A 17,265-nucleotide genomic window follows, 5' to 3' on the forward strand; every position below is an offset into this window, starting at 1 on the left:
GGAGTTGAAAATGTCGAAGATGAACGCCGTTGGATGGTTTGATATTTACGTCAACGAACTGGACCGCGCAGTTACGTTTTATGAGCAGGTTTTCGACCAGAAGCTGGAGCCGATCGGCGACCCGACCGGCGAAAATCAGATGATGAGTTTTCCGGCCGACATGAGCGCCTATGGAGCCGGTGGCGCCTTGTCGAAGTCTGAACACGCATCCCCAGGTCCTGGTGGTACCGTTGTCTACTTTTCATCCGAAGACTGTGCTGTCGAGGAGAGCCGTGTAAGCGCTGCCGGAGGCAAGGTCATAAGGCCCAAATTTTCTATCGGAGAATATGGCTGGGTCAGCCTGTGTCAGGATACCGAAGGCAATTTCTTTGGCATCAGTTCCATGACATGACTTCGTTTTGCGGGGCGCTAACTCTGGAGCCCCGCAAACCGGCGATGGAATAGCCTTACACGGTCCAGACGTTTATCGACGTTTCCCGGCCTCTCAGCTTGATCTGGCTTTTGGCCGAGAACTGAAATCCCGGGTCGGATGCATTCTCGGAAAGGCCGGCACGGCGCATCAGTTCTTCACTGACGACGCATTTGCATCCGAGTTCCCGGGTCGAGGCTTCCAGCCTGCTGGCCACATTGACCGTATCGCCGACAACTGCGAACTCCAGCCGTCTCGACGGTCCGATATCGCCCAGGATTACCGGACCGAAATGAACCCCCACCGAGACCTTGATGGGCTCTATGCCTCTGGCTTGAAGGTCCTTGTTCAAGGCTTCGGTTTCGTCAATGAGCTGCAGCGCCGCCTTCAACGCATTACCGGCGTCGCCTGATTTGGTTTCCGGCGTTCCGAAAGTCGCCATGACGCCATCGCCGAGGTATTTATCTAGCGTTCCCCCATTTTGAAAAATAGAGCGCTCCACGAAGGCATGATATTGGCGCAGGAGGTCCATGACTTCCTCAGGCGAATGATGTTCTGCAAACTGGGTGAAGCCGACAATATCCGCAAAGAGCACCGCCACTTCCTGTGTTCGAACAGCCCCGATGTCGCGATCTGTCGACGCCAGAACATCGACCAGGCTGGATGGGAAGTAGCGCGACAGGTTTGCCCTTTCCGCGGCGATACTGGCCTGCCGCATCAGGAGCTGGTTCGATCGCCACCCCTTGAGCGCCAACATGGCCGCGACGATCAGGAAAACGACAATTTCCTGAATGCGGACAGACGGGCGGACGCTATTGGGGTCCAGTTCGCTCCCCACAATCGAATGGCCTTCGAAAGCGATTGCGGCAGCTTCGCTGAGTTCAGGGATTTTCTGTCCGAAAACGGCAACATATATGAAACCGGCCAGCCAGAGCATGCCCACCCAGGTGCCGATCGCCCAGACCGTCCGCCAGGAATAGGCAAGTGTGGCAGCTGCCAGAAAAATGAAAAAGTAGATGAAATTGTCAAACCTGTAGATGAACGCGGTCGGCACGTCCTCACTGACGAAGGGGTTGGGCGTAACAAAGAGAAGTGTCAGCAGACTGACATCCAGGAAAATGAGGCCGAGTTCCGTACGCGAATAACCGACACGTGCCAGCCGCAACTGTAGCCAGCCGAGTGCAATAAACACCGCAACCCAAGCCTCGTAGTAAAGGACACTCACGCTCGGGTTGAGAAAGGGCAGAAGGAGCGCGACAATTGACATCGCCACGGTCCTGGCGATCACCGCGAGCCGGTGCCCTTCCATTTTTTCGATTTCGAGAGCCTGAGCCAGAAACTCGTTTGAACTGGCCTGCCGCCTTTCATCATCGCGCAATTGACGCAGTCGCGCGATAAACCTGAACGGTGAGGGTATTCTGAGAGCCGACATACTCACTCCGTGTCATCGCAATCGTTCCAGTAGCTATCCTCACAATTGGTTACGAAGGAAAGGAATTCCTACGCCCTGATCCGAAAAAGCCGAGCAGTGAATTGAGACAGCGTCACACATAATCGCAGGCTTCGGCGAAGGAACTGGAAGCTCTTCACGCGCCTCTGCTGGCCGGAGCGCGCGCTCTGCCATCATTTTCATAGAGATAGCCGATGTACCGCGTCGTCTTGTTCGAAACCGCTCAGCTTGGCGTCCGTTCAGCCCAGCCTGCGAAAATCTTCTCCAAACCCACGACGATGTAATAGAGAACGATGCCAAGCAGGGCCAAAGCAATCAGAACCGCGAACATGAGCGGGTAGTCCGAGTTGGTTTTTCCGCTGTCGAACAGCGCTCCCAGACCCCTTCCATGAGGGCTGACGATCTCCATCAGATTGGTCCCGATAAAAGCCAGCGTCACAGAGACTTTCAACGCACCGAAAAACTCAGGGAGCGTTTTCGGCAGCGCGATCTTCCAAAAAATCGTGGTCTGCGACGCACCGAGAGATCTCAAGATATCGCGATACTCAGGCTCCAGCGTGGACAATCCGATCGACACGGAAACGGCGATCGGAAAAAAGGAGATCATGAAGGCGATCAGAACCGTATTAAAGTCGTGTGCACCGACGAACATGAGCGCGACGATGGGAACAACCGTCGCCTTCGGGACTGCGTTGAAGCCGACCAGCAACGGATAGAGCGCATCTCTCATGGTGCGCGAGAATCCCATCACCATTCCAATTGCAATACCGACAATGACTGCCAGCAACAGTCCAACGACCGTGCGCCAAAGCGTCTGCCAGCCCATGACGAGGAACAATTCCCAGTACCGCACATAGGCAGGCCAGAGATCGCTCGGCGAAGCCATCTTGTAGTTAGGCCAGTCATTTACCCAGACAAGCGCTTCCCACAGCAGCAGGAAAACCAGCATCGCAAACAGCGGCACGATCACATTGCGCAAGCGTCCGTTCATGATGCAACCTCTTCGGGAACGCGCCCTTGGGCAATTTCAATCTGATGCCGCAGAATTGTGAGCCTTTCGGCTGCTTCTGTGGTGTAGAGCTCTTCCAGATTTGCCGGAGCTGACCGGTCGATATTCATGACATACTGTGTGCGTGCCGGCCGCCCGGACAACACGACAACCTGATCCCCCAGAAAAATGGACTCTCTGAGATCATGAGTGATCAATACGCCGGTGAACGGTTCCTTGGCTTTCAGTTCATGCATCGTTTGCCAAAGGTCTTCTCTCGTGAAGGCATCAAGCGCGCCAAAAGGTTCATCCAGGATGAGCACCTCCGGCTGATGCACCAGTGCCCGGCATAGGGACGCCCGCTGCCGCATGCCACCAGACAATTCCGACGGCCGCTTGTCCTCAAAACCTTCCAACCCGACCAATGACAGCAAATGCCGCGCCCGCTCTTTCGCGGCCTCGCCTTTCAAGCCGTTGGGAACAATCTCCAAAGGCAACATGACGTTCTTCAAGATAGACCGCCATTCCAATAGAACCGGATTTTGAAACGCCATGCCGACTGTCGAGCGAGGTCCTCGAACCCGTTCACCATGAAGCCAGACTTCGCCTTCATCGGGACGCATCAGCCCGGCAATAAGGCGCGTCAACGTTGACTTACCGCAGCCGGAAGGGCCCACAACAGCGCAAAACCCGCCTTCTTCGACCGACAATTCAAGCCCATCCAGGACTGGCAATGGCCCGGCAGCCGTCGGATAGGCATGCCGCACGCCCTTAATTTCAATCAATGCTGTCATGAGATCCTTGATGGCCAGGGGCTTGTAGCCCCCTGCCTTTTTACTTCAAAGAAAAACCGCCTTCAGGCAGGTAAGCGTCCGTGAAATAGAGGCTGGCGTCAGGCTCATTCTGGAAGTCATAGACCGTCCCGATCTGCTCGATCGCACTGGTCATGCGATCCGCATCAATACCGCCCATGCCGTTCGCGGTCGTGTAGTCTGTGACGACATTGGCATCGATCGCCAGCTGCAGGCGGCGCTGCTCAAGCGCAGCATCGGCTGCCGGGTTGCGTTTGACCAGCGCAGGTATCACGGATTCGGGATCGGCGATCGCATCTTTCCAACCCATGGCAACAGCCTCAAGAAAGCTTTTGACCACTTCAGGGTTCGCAGCTGCGTATTCCGTGTTGACGATAACCGCATTGCCATAAAGATCGAGACCGTGGTCAGCCATCAAAATGGTCGAGATGTCGTCTTCCGGAACGCCCAAGCGAACAAGGTTCAAATAAGAGCTGAACGAAAAGCCCGTGATAGACGAAACGTTTCCTTCAGCCAGCATCGGCTCGCGGGTCGGGAACCCAACAGGCTCGACTTTGATGTCGTCCATATTGATGTTGTTTTCGGCGGCAAAAATCGGGAACTGCGCCCAGGCGCCGTCTGGTGGCGGTGCACCAAGTACCTTGCCGGCAAGGTCTCCCGGGCCTTCGACACCCAGCGACTTGCGTCCAATGACGGCAAAAGGAGGTTTGTCATAAACCATCATCGCGGCAATGACGGGTGCGCCCGGGTTCTGGTCGATGAATTTGATCAGGCTGTTGATATCTGCAAACCCGATCGGGAATGCACCTGTTGCGACCTTCGGAATTGCATCCAGGGACCCGGACCCTGCGGTGATCTCGACGCTCAAGCCCTTCTCATCAAAGTGGCCGTTGTCAATGGCGGCAAAATAAGGCGCGGACGGTCCTTCAAATTTCCAGTCCAGAGCAAAAGGGACAGCGGTCTTGTCACTGGCTACCGCGGCCGTTGCTCCGAATGCCACGACCGCAGCCGCGACGATTTTGCTGTAGAACATGAACGTCTCCCGTTACTTCAACTGTGCCAGCGATAAGCTGGGCCTCTACTGCGCCAAACGTTAGAGAGTGAAATCGCGATTTGCAAATCTTTTTGGCACGTTTATTTTTTGAGCACACCCTCAGAAATAGCAGACGGGATCGTGAGCTGAGCCGGAAAGCGTTCCGAACGCAAAAACACGCATAAAACCCTCAGGCTTGCGCCTAGCCTCAAGTCGCATGGGGACAGCGTTCCATTCCGGAAAAAGCCCCACAAACTGAAGGTTTGCCAACTCCGGTCCCCTCAATTGCGCTTTTTCCAGTTTTGCTTAACCAAATGCTACCAGCCGGTTTTGCTTCTTAAAGTTGTTTGTTTCTCAATCCACTATCCAAGCGACACCAAATTGAGCATGCCCAGAAACTCACCTTTGGCCACGCCAGACCCACCGTTTTCGCAACCAGTTGGCATTAATCGGCCGCGCTTTACCTAAATTGCAAACCTGTCACGCACAATCAGAGGCAATCATTGTGAAGAGGCGTCTTATGTCATCATTTCTTGCCAATCGATCGATTGCATTCAAGCTTGCACTTGTTTGCTGGGTACCGGTCTTGGCCCTGATCGCCATAAGCGCACAGAAGATCCACATTGAATATCAGGCCTGGCAAAAGGCGGAGGCCATCGGACAAGTGCTCAATGTCGCTCCGGTCCTGTCAGATCTGATTCATGATATTCAACGCGAACGTGGATCGTCTGCAGGCTTCGTCGGCTCTCGAGGATTAGCGTTCAAAAAGTCGATAAATGGTGAAAGATCCGAAACAGATACCGATCTGAAGAGGCTGCTGGCAACGGTTGGAACACCTTCCGGAAAACTTGCCTCCTCCAACTTCACAGACCCTTATAACGGCGCGCTCTCCGACTTGAGGAAGCTGACGAAGATCCGACAGGAAGTCGATTCATTTCAGATAACCGTGCCGGAAATTGCAAACTACTATACGGACGTCGTCGCACAGCTACTCGAAGCGATAGAACAAATGAAGCTGTCGGTCGACAACGCGGAAGTTCTGCACCAGATCTCGGCCTATATCGCGCTACAGCATGCCAAGGAACATGCGGGCCTCGAACGCGCCATGGGTGCTGTCGGCTTCGGCTCCGGGAGCTTCGCACCGGAGATCTACCAGCGGTTTTTGAGCCTTGTTGCACAACAGGACTACATGTTTTCTCAATTCCGCCAGAACGCGCCGACCGAAGCTCTCGTCCTATTGAGCAAGTTGCAGCACGGACCATTGGAAGTTCGTGTCCAGGAGTATCGGGAAATTGCGCAGCAGAGCCCCTATGGCGGAAGCGCGCGCCTAGTATCCGGAACGGACTGGTGGGACGCAACGACTGCCCGCATCGACGTACTCAAATCAATCGAAGACCGATTGTCACGATCGCTGCACGAATGGGCTCTGGAAGCCTGTCACCAGGCCTGGGTTTCGTTCGTTACGCTGACAGCGTTTCTGTTTGCACTCGTGGCTGGCGCCAGTGTCGTTTCGCTGCTGGTATATCGAGAAATCCAGCCGCCAATCGCGCGTATCAACGCATCGATGGCCAGCTGGACAAACGACGGAACCATGCCGGACCTGAAAGAAGCGCAACGTGAAGACGGTATCGGCGAGCTTGCACGCACCTTGAATGACCTGCGTCACCGGTTGGAAGACACACGGAAGACCGATCTGGAACGCAATGCCCGCGAACGGGCACAAACACAAGAAATGAAGCTGCTTTCCGATCTCAATGAATGGCTTCAGTCAAGTACATCGACCGACGAACTATATACGATGATTGAAACATTCATGGCGAAATTGCTGCCGGGCAGCAGCGGCAGCGTCTACGTCTATTCCAATTCGCGCGATGTTCTGGACGGGACTTGTTCCTGGAATGGCGGTGTCCTGCACGAGCACATTCGCCCCGACGACTGCTGGTCGCTGCGTCGTGGCCGCGGCTACTCGTTCAAAACCGATGATATCAAGTTCGCCTGTGAGCACACGCAGCCTCATCACGACGGCCCTTACTATTGCATCCCGATCCTGGCACATGGCGAAACCGTTGGCATGATGCACCTGAAACCCCTGCCGGGCATTTCGACGGATACTTTCTTCGAAAGCTATCGGCTCGCCCAGCTGGCCGCGGAACAAATCAGCCTTGCCATTGCCAACAGCAAGATGCGTGATCAACTGCACCAGCAATCCATTCGCGATCCTCTGACCGGCCTCTTCAACCGGCGGCATTTCATTGAAGTTCTGAGACGAAATGTCGAGACGTCAAAGCGCACGAAAGCGCCCTTTGTGCTGGCATCGATAGACGTCGATCACTTCAAGCGGTTCAATGACAACCACGGACATGACGCAGGAGACATGGTCCTGCGCGCTGTCGGGGCGACGCTGGAACAGGCATGCGGCGTTGAAGAATTGCCATGCCGAATAGGCGGCGAGGAGTTCATGCTGCTCTTGTCTGACACAACATTGGAAGCAGCTGAAAACCGCGCCGAGGACATCCGTCAACTGATCGAAAAAATCAGCGTTCGCTATGGCGAAAAGTCCCTGCCGAAGATAACCATTTCCGTCGGACTGTCTGCATTTCCTGATCATGGGTCACTGCCGCAGGATCTTATGCAGACGGCAGACGATGCCCTTTACAAATCAAAGGCGGCTGGACGAAATCAGGTCACCGTTGCAAATCTGGTGAAAGACGTTCCAGATCAGCCAACCGTCGATTTTGAAAAGGTCAAGGAAGAGCTGATCGACCACGTTGACCAGCGGGTTGCAAAAATCTAGACCCTCACGATGGCGCAAACACCGTTCTCGTCAGACGACTTCACCAAAAGCGCATTAACCTGCGCCGCACGAATGAAACAAGGCATTACTCAAACAAATGCGTCTTCATGATTGTTTTTGAAACTGTGCGCATAAAGGTCCGGAAATGGCGCCTCAGCGACTTTGACACTTTGCTTGCAGTCTATGGCAACCCGGACGTCTGTAGATACATTGATGACGGATCGCCTCTCTCACCGGACGAGGCCAGAGCCTGGTTGTCGGTCACTGAGAACAATTATGAAAAGCGCGGTTATGGGATGTGGGCTCTGACTTCAAGAGACACCGGCGCAACGATCGGCTTTGGAGGTCTGGTGCATCCCGGCAATCAGAAAACTCCTGAAGTCAAATACGCCCTTGGTGTAAATTTCTGGCGGCAAGGCTTCGCGACGGAATTCGTGTCTGCCGCATGCAGTCATGGATTTGACTGCTTCGCTTTGAACTCCATTATCGCAACCGTTGCCGCGGAAAACGGAGCATCAATTCATGTTCTCGAGAAATGCGGTTTCAGCGCCACGGGAAACCAGTTGGAGAGCGACGGTTCGATCACTCGCATCTTCCAAAAAACAGCAATCTGAGCTTTGGGATTGGTCTGCGCCGCTAAGGCTCCTCAGAAGAATCCGAAGTCATCGAAACTGTTCGGCGCATCCTTATCGGTTACTAAGGACTGGGCTTCGCCGGAACTGGAATGACCACCTGTCTGGCCAGGTTTCCAAATAGGAGGATGCATGGTTTCGATCGGGATCCACTCCCCGCCTTCTGCATCTTCGTCCGCGGACACGCCGCTGAAATCAAATCTGTCTTCTTCAGAATTGCTCCCGGAAGTCCTGTCGTCTGCATTCAGGTCGCTTACTTTGTAAGATGTAATAAATGCGTTTGATACGCGGGGCATTTCCATCTCTCCTTCTGTTCAACCTTGGAGCAGGTGCCCCAGCGTGAAGTCAGATTAGAAGGCGCCGAATTTCCGGTCTGTGATGAGGATTACGAAGTTCGCAAATCCGAATTCTTGCTACAGACACGCTCGATAAAGAAGACGTCCCTACGCTGAACAGCTGTTCCTGATCCCGACAAGCCATCACATGCCTGAAGACAGGTGAAACGCAGGATTGACTGGCCGGCAACCACGCAAACTGCAATTGCCGACGCCGCGTTCATTTCGAGGGGTAATCCGGTGTGGACTACCTGTGATCAGGCACCCCGGTGACGATTGCTTGGCTCGAAGCCCGATTTTTCCGCCTGTCTTGGTTCACGTACCCAGACTTCACGGTTCGGGTGCATACCGCCACCGCGAACGGCGGGAACGGCAGTGTGACGTGCCCTGTGCAACAGCCTCGTATCGGCAACGCCGCAATTGGGATGCTGACCGCCATGGTCGGCGACGACTTTATCCCACGCCCCTTTACGAGCAGCCAGAACGGCAGGGTCTTCGAGAGCCGTGCAGTTCAAGGTGTTGCTGTTCAGATCGACGATAATGGCATCGCCATCTTCGACAAATGCAATCGGGCCGCCAAGGGCCGCTTCAGGTCCGACATGACCGATTACTAGGCCAACGGAACCGCCAGAAAAGCGCGCGTCCGTCATCAGGGCGACAACAATGTCGCGTTCGCGGCAAAGCGTGGTGATACGGGACGTTGGGTCCAGCATTTCCGGCATCCCAGGAGCACCGCTCGGCCCGGAATAGCGGACGATAATCATGTCCTTGTCCTGGAAGCTGTCCGGCGCTTCATCAAGCGCCTTGATAAGGTCTGCCTCGCCTTCAAACACCCGCGCGCGCCCCTTGAAAAGATTGTCTTCCAGACCGCCTTCCACGCCCGCAAGTTTCAAAATAGCCGAAAAATCCGGAGACAGGTTACCACCGAGCATTCTGAGCCCGCCTGTCGGCTTGAAAGGCTCAGCGACCCCGTGAATGACATCGCCATCGGGCGCTGGAGTGTTCAAGTCGTCAACCTGCTCGGCAAGCGTGCGTCCGGTACACGTCATCATGTCACCGTTCAGAAGACCTGCGTCCAGCAGTTCCTTGACAATCACCTGGACGCCGCCGACGCGGTCGATATCAATCATGGAATAAGCGCCATATGGCCGCGCATTGGTTAGGACCGGCACAACGTTTTTCGACAGGTGATTGAATTCTTCAGGTGTCATGACATCGCGCCAGAAGTGCTCATAACCGGCGGCACGAGCGATTTCGGGCACGTGTAGAACCACATTGGTCGAGCCACCGATGGCCATCGCCACGATCACAGCGTTCCGGATCGAGTCCCGCTTGACGATATCGCGCGGCTTCAGACCGGATGTCATCATGTCAGCGAGATGGGAAACGAGCTCAGCCGGGAATTCTTCAAGGCGCCGAGGATCGTCGGAAGCGGGCGCGACCATGTGAAGAGGTTGAAGGCCGACGACTCCGATGAAGGTTTGCATGGTGTTGTAGGTAAACATGCCGCCGCAACTGCCAATGCCCGGGCAGGCATTGCACGCTATGCGATGGCGGACTGCCGGATCCGGATGACCTGCAACCTGATACGCGCTGACAATATCCAGAGCTTCCCCGGTTTCGGGGTCCCGGCCTGGCCGGATGGTGCCATCCGACATGATGATTGCCGGTTCGTTGTGTTCCAGAACGGCTGCCATAGTACCGACCGGCGGCTTGTCGCAGGCAACCACGGCGATGGTTCCGGCAAGGCCCGTTGCCTCCAGATGCTCACACAGGGAATCGTTGGTGACTTCCCGGCCCAGGAGCGAATAGCGCATCTCCCGTGTCCCGTTGCGGATACCGTCGGAGGTCGCGATGGTGAATTCCGGCTGAACCAGTCTGTATTTCAGTTCATCCGGACCATTGCCAATGCGGGATTTGAGGTGCTCATGAATAGCATCCACTTTGGAGGCAACGCCGAGGTAACACTGGCTGTCTCCCTTCGTCCCGACAACACCGACTGAGGGTTCGTGAATAAGTTCCGGATCTGTCCCCAGTTCTCTGGCAACCCCAATGGTCTGAGCGGACCGGCCAGGGTGGCGATCAATCAGGACGATTTTCGAACCCTTCATTTTTTTCTCCCTCACGTCGAGCACGATTACGTGTGCACCTGTTATCCCGTTTTTCAGCCACTGAATAGCCTCAAGCTGCACGGATCAGGAGCATTACCCGTCCAAAATAAACCAGTCGCAAATAATTGGCTTGATTTCGCTGTTTTACCTAAAACGCACCATCATAGGCTCGGCGTGGAATTCGGCAGGCCAGCAAAGTGAAACCGTCCCGCTTCAGTGCTGCTTCTGCTTCCTGTTTCAGATCGTTTTCATTCTCGATCCAGACACCGTGCCCGCCATATGCGCCAGCCACCGCCGGGAAATCCGTCTCGCTAAAATCCACACCTACATTCGGTCTTTGACTGCCGCGCTGTTTCAGTTCGATCAGCGCAAGACTGGTATCGACCAACACACAGATGATCACGGGGATATTCAGATCGCGCAGTGTTGAAAGTTCTCCGAGGCACATTTCGAGACCTGCATCTCCGACAAAGGCGATGACCGGTGAGCGATCGTCGACGAGACGGTGACCCATCGCGAGAGGAACCGCGCACCCCATGGTGCAAAGAGCCGATGACTGGAGCATTTGCCTCGGCATCGGGCAGCGCCAGATTTGACTGACCAGAATGCGGTGCGCGCCACTGTCAGCCGTTGCGACCGTGTTCGCAGGCATGACGTCGCGCAGCGTATGGAAAACCCTGCCAGGGCCCCAGCCGGACGGCTCCGGTTGAAATGCCTCTTCGAGATCCTTACGCACCTTTGCCGGTTGGCCGGCAGCCCAGGAAGACTGTTCCTTGCTTCTGGCGTCCGCCAAAAGTTTCAAAGCCGGGGCGACAGCGCTGCGAAGTGTTGCGGAAACGGCGTGCATGCCATGTGTGCGCAGCACCGATGTCACGTCGATGACATTCGCCGTTTCCTCCCAGGGATTGCGCCAGTTGATGCGCATCTCGATCGGGTCATAGCCCAAAAGAAGAATGCAATCGCTCTGATTGATCAGCGGCAGCAGGTGGCCATCAGCCTTTGGTGACAGACCAGCGCCTCCAAGTGCAAGTTCGCTGTTTTCGTCCAAAAGACCCTTGCCCTTGTAGCTGGTCACAAGGGGAATATTGAACGTTTGGCAGAGCTTGGAGATCTCGACCGAAGCACCTTCGTTCACGGCATCGACACCGGCGATGGCGATCGGACGTTCTGCCTTGGCAAACACCGCAAGCGCTGTCTCAAGGTCAGGTCCCTGAAACGGTGCACTGGCCACAGGTGCGGAGGAAAAACGCTCGCTCCAACCCTCTTCCGTTTCCGCTTCAGCGACCTTGATCGGAACATCTATGTGCACCGGCCCTGGCTGACCGTCGAGCGCAATTGCCAGAGCTTTTTCCATCATCACGTCCAGCGCACCAAGGCGGGCTGAGAAGCTTGCCTTCACGATTGGCCGCAACAATTGCTGGTGATCGAAAACCTGGTGCGTGTAGCTTTCCGCATCGGCCTGATCGACGCAGCCCGTCAGGAAAATCAGCGGCACGCGGTCCTGCCATGCGTTGGCAACGACATTGATTGCGTTTGCTGCGCCCGGACCGATGGTAGCCAGAAGCACACCTGGAGCACCGTCAGCATGCCAACCGCCTTCAGCCATGAAGCCTCCGGCATTTTCATGTTTGACCAGAACGAAATTCAACCCCGCCTGATCGAGCGCCTGCATCAACGCAAGAACTTCACCGCCAGGGATGCCAAAAGCATGACGGCAACCAGCTGCGTGAAGTTTGCCTGCTATAATATCTGCACCAGTGGTCATTGAAATGCTTACCCTTTATTTGGAGCATCTGCCCCAAGATCCAAAATACCTTTTGCTTCCAGATCCGAAAGCTGCTCTGCGGTCAGTCCCAGGTGACGAGCGAGCACGTCTTGTGTGTCTGCACCAAGCAACGGTGGCGCGTTCCTGTAACCAACCGGCGTTTTCTCCAGGTTGATGGGAGATCCAATCAGGTCAACGTCTCCGCTGAGCGGATGCGGCAGTGTAATGCGCATGTTGCGCTGCCGGATTTGCGGATCATCGAAAACCTGTCCCAAATCATTGACAGGGCCGCACGGAACACCTGCCTCTTCGAGCAGCCTGATCCACTCGTCTGCCGTCTTTTCAATGGTGAGACGCCGGATCAAGGGGACTAGCTCCTTGCGATTTCTTACTCGATCCGCGTTCTTGGCAAATTGAGGATCGGCGCCAAGCTCAGGCGCACCGGCAACCGCGCAAAACTTTTGAAACTGGGTGTCGTTGCCAACCGCAATGATGAAAGACTGATCTGCGGCGGGAAAGGTCTCATAAGGAACGATGGTCGGGTGCCCATTACCAAGCCGACCAGGGACATCGCCGGACACCAGATACCCAACGCCCTGATTGATCAGCCAGGAGACCTGCGCATCGAGCAAGGAAATGTCGATATGCTGACCTTCATCCGTTGAATGCCGATGGTTGAGGGCAGCAAGGATCGAGACCGTTGCGTACATTCCGCACATGACGTCGGCAATGCCGACACCGCACTTTGTCTCCGTGCCGCCATCCTCGTCGGCAAATCCGGTAAGCGACATGATCCCGCCCATGCCCTGGATCAGGAAATCGTAACCTGCACGATGCGCATAAGGCCCGGTCTGGCCGAAGCCGGAAATCGAACAATAAATGAGGCGCGGATTGCGCGCTTTCAAAGTTGCGTAGTCGAGGCCACGCCGTTTCAGGTCCCCAACCTTGAAATTCTCGACCAGAATATCTGCCTTGACGGCGAGATCGGCAATCAGGCTCTGGCCTTCCGGGCTGGACAGATCAATCGCTACAGACGCCTTGTTGCGGTTCGAGGACAGGTAGTAAGCGCTCTCGGCGGTCTCATTTCCATTCTTGTCCTTCAGGAAAGGCGGTCCCCAGCCACGAGTATCGTCGCCGCGGCCCGGGCGCTCGATCTTGATCACCTCCGCTCCAAGATCGCCCAGGATCTGGGTACAGGTCGGACCAGCCAGTATTCGCGAAAGATCTAGAACAACAAGACCGGACAGAGCGCCGGGATCGGGGCTGGATGGGGACACACTTCACCTAAACGTGCTGAATTTCGTCGGAAAAGGCCACAGGGGCGCAGCCGCGTCAACAGCACCGTTGCGCTGACGCGCACACTACGGCTCAAATTCCTGTCAGTTCGCGGTGAACGTTCACCCCTTTTCGGTCCACCCCATCATGGAGCCAAGCTCAGTCCACGCACGCTTGATCCATTTTGCTTCAACACTGTGGCCGCCATCATGCAAACAGAGTTCCAGAAGCCCCTCGCTGGGTTGCCAGCGTTCGCAGGTCAAATTGCCGTCGGTAAATTTCTGCGGTGCCGCGTCTTCAAGACCATTTTGCCGGCGCCAGACATCAAAGCTTTCAAAAACATCTCCCTGCTTCCACTGGCCGCCGCCGAGCCACCTGCCCGCGAGCGGCACGACCGTATCGCTGGTGCCGTGAACATGAAAAAGATAGGGCGGTTCTGTCGGACAGTCTTTCGGCAGCGGTTCCCAGAAGGCTCCGGCAATCGGAGCGTAGCCAGAAAACTTTCCGGAGTCCTGACAGGCCAGATACCAGGTCATGAAGCCGCCCGATGAAAAGCCGGACAACAGTGTCCGGTTCTTGTCGACGCCGAATTTGTCGGAAAGGTCACTCAGAACACTGTCGAAGAAGACGGCCTCATCGCGCAGATTTCGAGGCGCCGTGGGAAAGGACCACGTGCCGTCCACGCCCTGGACAGCGACAAAGGCAACGCCCAGCTCATCGGCCATGCGCTGAAAGCCTTTGTTGCGGATCGCATTGACAGCCTTTCCACGATGGCCATGCAGATAAAAGATCGCGCCGAGCACTTCTCCGTCTTCATGCGCCTTCGGAAGGTGGATGTAGTACTGCCCGTTTTCGATTTCACAAGGGACTTCTTCGCCGCACCCGGTTTCTGCGGCTGTGCTGTTTCCGCCCGCCAGGACAACGCCGCTCAATACGGCGGCACAGCCTACGAAAGAGTATTTTTTCGACAACACTTCCGGCTCCTCACCCATCGCATATGGTTCGCGGACTGCCGCAAAGAATTTGGCGCCCCGCCTGCAAACATTGGAGCGGCGCGGGAATTTGTCCAGCCGGCGCCGTTCACAAGTCGGAGAGAGCCATCAGGGTGAGTGTGCAACTATTCCCAGGAGCCGTCGGTGGGAATTTTCAGTGTCCGGCCGCAATGCTTGCAATGAACAGCATCCGTATCGTGCCGGTTCAAGCCGCAGTCGGGGCAGGAAATCCTGACTTTGGAAGGCCGGAAAATCGTTTGAACCAACCGTAGAAACAGGGCAACTCCGAAGATCATGATCAGGACGGTCATGAGCCTGCCAACACTGTCGGTCATCGTGATGTCGCCAAACCCGGTTGTCGTCAGGGTCGCAACAGTGAAATAGAGCGCATCGAGATAGTTGTTGATGTTGGGATTGCGGTCGTCTTCCACCACAAACACGATAGCAGTGACCACGAAAATGAAGACGATCAAGTTCACGCCCGACTGCAGAATTTCCTCGTTGCGCCTGAACCAGCTGGACGCATCGCGCAGCTCCTTCAGAAGATGATAGGACCGCATCAAACGCAACATGCGCACGACACGCAGGAAGGCAAAGTTTTCAAGGAAGGCGGGTGCGATCAAAGATGCAATCACGACAACGTCGGCCAAAGACGTAAAGCTGACGACATAGCGCCCCGGATTGGCTGCCGCGATCATCCTGGCAACATAGTCGAGCAGCAGCACACCTGCGATCACATAGTCCAACGCATGATGTAGCCGCGCCGGGTCAAGAACCGAAGAGACAACGAAATAGCCGATCGTGATCAGATCGAAAGTAAGCAGTGCATAGCGAAAGACCCTGGCTTTGGTGCTGTGACCGAAATAAAGCTGTCGGAGAATTGTTTTCAGAGAGAATGTTTCCGCGGCCATTGGATTTGCCTTTTCCCGGTTCAGTTTGACCGCAGTCCGACGGCAACCGCCCAGCCAATTCGCGTCACAAGCAGGTCGCCTGATTGAAGACCTAACACGCATTCGTGCACAATCTGCATGATGATGCTGCGATGCAGCTGTTTATTCCACAGCCTCGGGGCACTAAGGTCGCCAAAGCAAAAACGGCAAAAAGCCAACAGACGATAGGACTGGACGTTATATGTTTGATTTGTCGGGACAAGTTGCCTTGGTGACGGGAGCCAGCCGAGGCATAGGCGCAGCAGCAGCCCGAAGCCTTGCCAAATATGGAGCCAAAGTGGTTCTCGCAGCACGCAGCAGCGCAGATATCGAGCAGATCGCGGACGACATTCGCAAAAACGGCGGGGATGCTGCGGCCGTAACGTGCGATGTTGCCGACTACGGGGACATGGAAAAGGCCGTTCAGTTCGCGCTGGACACTTTTGGCGACATCAGCATTCTCGTCAACAATGCCGGCGTCATAGAGCCCATTTCACGGATTGAGACATCCGACCCCGAGGCTTGGGGGCAGGTCATCGATATCAATGTCAAAGGGGTTTATCACGGCATTCGCGCCGTCGCTCCGCACATGCTTGAAAAAAGTGCCGGAACAATTGTCAATATCAGCTCCGGCGCCGCCGTCGGCGCCCTTGAAGGCTGGAGCCAATATTGTTCTTCCAAGGCAGCGGCCCTGTCGCTCACACGCTGTGCCGACAAGGAGTTCGGCGACAAGGGCCTGCGTGTGGTCGGCCTCAGCCCGGGCACCGTTGCGACACAAATGCAGGTGGATATCAAGGCATCCGGCATCAATCCTGTCAGTCAGCTCGACCCTGCTGTGCACATACCTTCAGAATGGGTCGGCGAAGCCATTTGCTGGCTGTGCACGGATGCCGGTGACGCCTATCGAGGCGTCGACTGTTCCTTGCGGGACGAGGACGTTCGCAAGGCAGCCGGTCTCATACAATAAACATTCAGAATCAAAAGAGGGCCGCAATGCGGCCCTCCCATGAGATCGACGTGTCCGAATGTCCGGATCAGATCCCAGCGAAACCGTTCAAAACCGGAGGCTGCTCCAGCATCGTTCCATTCCGCCCAGACTTTCGGACCACGATCGGATACTCACTAGACATGGGCACACCTCCTTTCAGTTGTTGCAGACACAATAAATGTGAGGCTGAAATCTCAACGAGACAAGGCGAAAATCATATTTCCCCTGCTTTCGAGATGCTGATCAGACCGGCCTGTTACCGAGAGGCAACAGCATTATCCGCAATTGTCTGAAAGACATCATCCAGCTCGGCGGCGAGTTCGGCGAGCGCATCCCCGCCTTCGTCCATATAAGGGGCGAAAACAAATCCAGGCGTTTTCCAGGATAACGTTCCGCTGCCATCGCTGTTCTCGGTGACATAAAACCGGATGGGTGCTTCAATGCCCGCAGCAACCGATGCTTCAAGCATACGGATGGCATAATCGTTTCTGTAAACGCCCATGATGCGATTGCCGGGTATTTTCAACCCACGTCCCTTGGCTCCAGCTGAGGCACTTGCCTGCGTGACGAGAAGCATCTTTTCAGTTTTCACCGCCGCTTTGACGCTTTCGACCAGGTCGGAATAACTTTGCTCAGTCGGGATGACTTTCCAGCCTTCCCGGTCCGAAAGACTGTCCGCCTGGGAGACGCCAACGGCGACAATCAGCCAGATAAAGACACTTATCAATAGACGCATATTGCTTGCTCCCGCA

Annotated in this window: 15 protein-coding genes; 4 read left to right on the forward strand and 11 right to left on the reverse strand. The window is 55.5% G+C overall.

Annotated elements, in window-relative coordinates:
* Nucleotides 1-10 precede the first annotated feature (10 nt).
* Nucleotides 11-391 carry a VOC family protein gene (locus tag ACZ1HV_RS12900; RefSeq protein WP_472718299.1) on the forward strand — a complete coding sequence of 127 codons (381 nt, stop codon included), beginning with the start codon at nt 11-13 and terminating at the stop codon, nt 389-391.
* A 55-nt stretch (nt 392-446) separates the two neighbouring features.
* Here ACZ1HV_RS12900 and ACZ1HV_RS12905 read toward each other — a convergent pair whose 3' ends face one another.
* The 4 genes from ACZ1HV_RS12905 to ACZ1HV_RS12920 form a co-directional block, all read right to left on the reverse strand.
* A complete protein-coding gene (locus ACZ1HV_RS12905) occupies nt 447-1,841 on the reverse strand; it encodes an adenylate/guanylate cyclase domain-containing protein (protein WP_472718300.1) in 1,395 nt (464 codons plus the stop codon).
* A gap of 241 nt (nt 1,842-2,082) precedes the next feature.
* The gene (locus ACZ1HV_RS12910; protein WP_298819116.1) at nt 2,083-2,850 is read right to left on the reverse strand and encodes an ABC transporter permease; all 768 of its coding nucleotides are present in this window, start codon (nt 2,848-2,850) and stop codon (nt 2,083-2,085) included.
* Nucleotides 2,847-3,641, reverse strand: coding sequence for an ABC transporter ATP-binding protein (locus tag ACZ1HV_RS12915; RefSeq protein ID WP_298962077.1), 795 nt, complete (start codon nt 3,639-3,641; stop codon nt 2,847-2,849). The genes ACZ1HV_RS12910 and ACZ1HV_RS12915 overlap by 4 nt, the downstream gene beginning before the upstream one ends.
* Nucleotides 3,642-3,681: 40 nt before the next feature.
* Complete coding sequence (locus ACZ1HV_RS12920) at nt 3,682-4,692, reverse strand: ABC transporter substrate-binding protein (RefSeq protein ID WP_298819112.1); 1,011 nt, start codon at nt 4,690-4,692, stop codon at nt 3,682-3,684.
* Between the two features lie 520 nt (nt 4,693-5,212).
* On the opposite strand from ACZ1HV_RS12920, the gene ACZ1HV_RS12925 reads away from it, so the two are divergent.
* Together ACZ1HV_RS12925 and ACZ1HV_RS12930 are read left to right on the forward strand one after the other, a co-directional pair.
* The gene (locus ACZ1HV_RS12925; RefSeq protein WP_472718301.1) at nt 5,213-7,486 is read left to right on the forward strand and encodes a nitrate- and nitrite sensing domain-containing protein; all 2,274 of its coding nucleotides are present in this window, start codon (nt 5,213-5,215) and stop codon (nt 7,484-7,486) included.
* A gap of 107 nt (nt 7,487-7,593) precedes the next feature.
* Complete coding sequence (locus tag ACZ1HV_RS12930; protein WP_298819108.1) at nt 7,594-8,100, forward strand: GNAT family N-acetyltransferase; 507 nt, start codon at nt 7,594-7,596, stop codon at nt 8,098-8,100.
* Nucleotides 8,101-8,132: 32 nt separating this feature from the next.
* Here the strand turns inward: ACZ1HV_RS12930 and ACZ1HV_RS12935 are convergent, their stop codons facing one another.
* The 6 genes from ACZ1HV_RS12935 to ACZ1HV_RS12960 form a co-directional block, all read right to left on the reverse strand.
* Nucleotides 8,133-8,414: a hypothetical protein gene (locus ACZ1HV_RS12935; RefSeq protein ID WP_298819106.1), complete on the reverse strand. Its 282-nt coding sequence runs from the start codon at nt 8,412-8,414 to the stop codon at nt 8,133-8,135.
* A 296-nt stretch (nt 8,415-8,710) separates the two neighbouring features.
* Entirely contained in the window at nt 8,711-10,564 is a 1,854-nt protein-coding gene (locus ACZ1HV_RS12940; protein WP_472718302.1) for a dihydroxy-acid dehydratase domain-containing protein, read from the reverse strand.
* 148 nt (nt 10,565-10,712) lie between these two features.
* Entirely contained in the window at nt 10,713-12,329 is a 1,617-nt protein-coding gene (locus tag ACZ1HV_RS12945) for a thiamine pyrophosphate-binding protein (protein WP_298819102.1), read from the reverse strand.
* Between the two features lie 8 nt (nt 12,330-12,337).
* On the reverse strand, nt 12,338-13,606 hold the full coding sequence (locus tag ACZ1HV_RS12950) for a CaiB/BaiF CoA transferase family protein (RefSeq protein WP_472718303.1): 1,269 nt from the start codon (nt 13,604-13,606) through the stop codon (nt 12,338-12,340).
* A gap of 120 nt (nt 13,607-13,726) precedes the next feature.
* The gene (locus tag ACZ1HV_RS12955; RefSeq protein ID WP_472718304.1) at nt 13,727-14,578 is read right to left on the reverse strand and encodes a CE1 family esterase; all 852 of its coding nucleotides are present in this window, start codon (nt 14,576-14,578) and stop codon (nt 13,727-13,729) included.
* A 143-nt stretch (nt 14,579-14,721) separates the two neighbouring features.
* Nucleotides 14,722-15,507, reverse strand: a complete 786-nt coding sequence (locus ACZ1HV_RS12960; RefSeq protein WP_472718305.1) for an ion transporter — start codon at nt 15,505-15,507, stop codon at nt 14,722-14,724.
* A 220-nt stretch (nt 15,508-15,727) separates the two neighbouring features.
* Here ACZ1HV_RS12960 and ACZ1HV_RS12965 point away from each other — a divergent pair, with 220 nt between their 5' ends.
* The gene (locus ACZ1HV_RS12965; protein WP_298962107.1) at nt 15,728-16,492 is read left to right on the forward strand and encodes an SDR family oxidoreductase; all 765 of its coding nucleotides are present in this window, start codon (nt 15,728-15,730) and stop codon (nt 16,490-16,492) included.
* A gap of 277 nt (nt 16,493-16,769) precedes the next feature.
* Here the strand turns inward: ACZ1HV_RS12965 and ACZ1HV_RS12970 are convergent, their stop codons facing one another.
* Nucleotides 16,770-17,249 carry a DUF302 domain-containing protein gene (locus ACZ1HV_RS12970; protein WP_298984975.1) on the reverse strand — a complete coding sequence of 160 codons (480 nt, stop codon included), beginning with the start codon at nt 17,247-17,249 and terminating at the stop codon, nt 16,770-16,772.
* Between the last annotated feature and the right edge of the window lie 16 nt (nt 17,250-17,265).

It is taken from the genome of Roseibium sp. JB4-4, from assembly GCF_055693425.1.

Bases quoted from the DNA above. Each gene is read 5' to 3' on its own strand.
- ACZ1HV_RS12960 (WP_472718305.1), bottom strand. From the start codon at position 15,507: ATGGCCGCGGAAACATTCTCTCTGAAAACAATTCTCCGACAGCTTTAT.
- ACZ1HV_RS12915 (WP_298962077.1), bottom strand. From the start codon at position 3,641: ATGACAGCATTGATTGAAATTAAGGGCGTGCGGCATGCCTATCCGACG.
- ACZ1HV_RS12910 (WP_298819116.1), bottom strand. From the start codon at position 2,850: ATGAACGGACGCTTGCGCAATGTGATCGTGCCGCTGTTTGCGATGCTG.
- ACZ1HV_RS12920 (WP_298819112.1), bottom strand. From the start codon at position 4,692: ATGTTCTACAGCAAAATCGTCGCGGCTGCGGTCGTGGCATTCGGAGCA.
- ACZ1HV_RS12935 (WP_298819106.1), bottom strand. From the start codon at position 8,414: ATGCCCCGCGTATCAAACGCATTTATTACATCTTACAAAGTAAGCGAC.
- ACZ1HV_RS12905 (WP_472718300.1), bottom strand. From the start codon at position 1,841: ATGTCGGCTCTCAGAATACCCTCACCGTTCAGGTTTATCGCGCGACTG.
- ACZ1HV_RS12965 (WP_298962107.1), top strand. From the start codon at position 15,728: ATGTTTGATTTGTCGGGACAAGTTGCCTTGGTGACGGGAGCCAGCCGA.
- ACZ1HV_RS12900 (WP_472718299.1), top strand. From the start codon at position 11: ATGTCGAAGATGAACGCCGTTGGATGGTTTGATATTTACGTCAACGAA.
- ACZ1HV_RS12925 (WP_472718301.1), top strand. From the start codon at position 5,213: ATGTCATCATTTCTTGCCAATCGATCGATTGCATTCAAGCTTGCACTT.
- ACZ1HV_RS12945 (WP_298819102.1), bottom strand. From the start codon at position 12,329: ATGACCACTGGTGCAGATATTATAGCAGGCAAACTTCACGCAGCTGGT.
- ACZ1HV_RS12930 (WP_298819108.1), top strand. From the start codon at position 7,594: ATGATTGTTTTTGAAACTGTGCGCATAAAGGTCCGGAAATGGCGCCTC.
- ACZ1HV_RS12940 (WP_472718302.1), bottom strand. From the start codon at position 10,564: ATGAAGGGTTCGAAAATCGTCCTGATTGATCGCCACCCTGGCCGGTCC.
- ACZ1HV_RS12970 (WP_298984975.1), bottom strand. From the start codon at position 17,249: ATGCGTCTATTGATAAGTGTCTTTATCTGGCTGATTGTCGCCGTTGGC.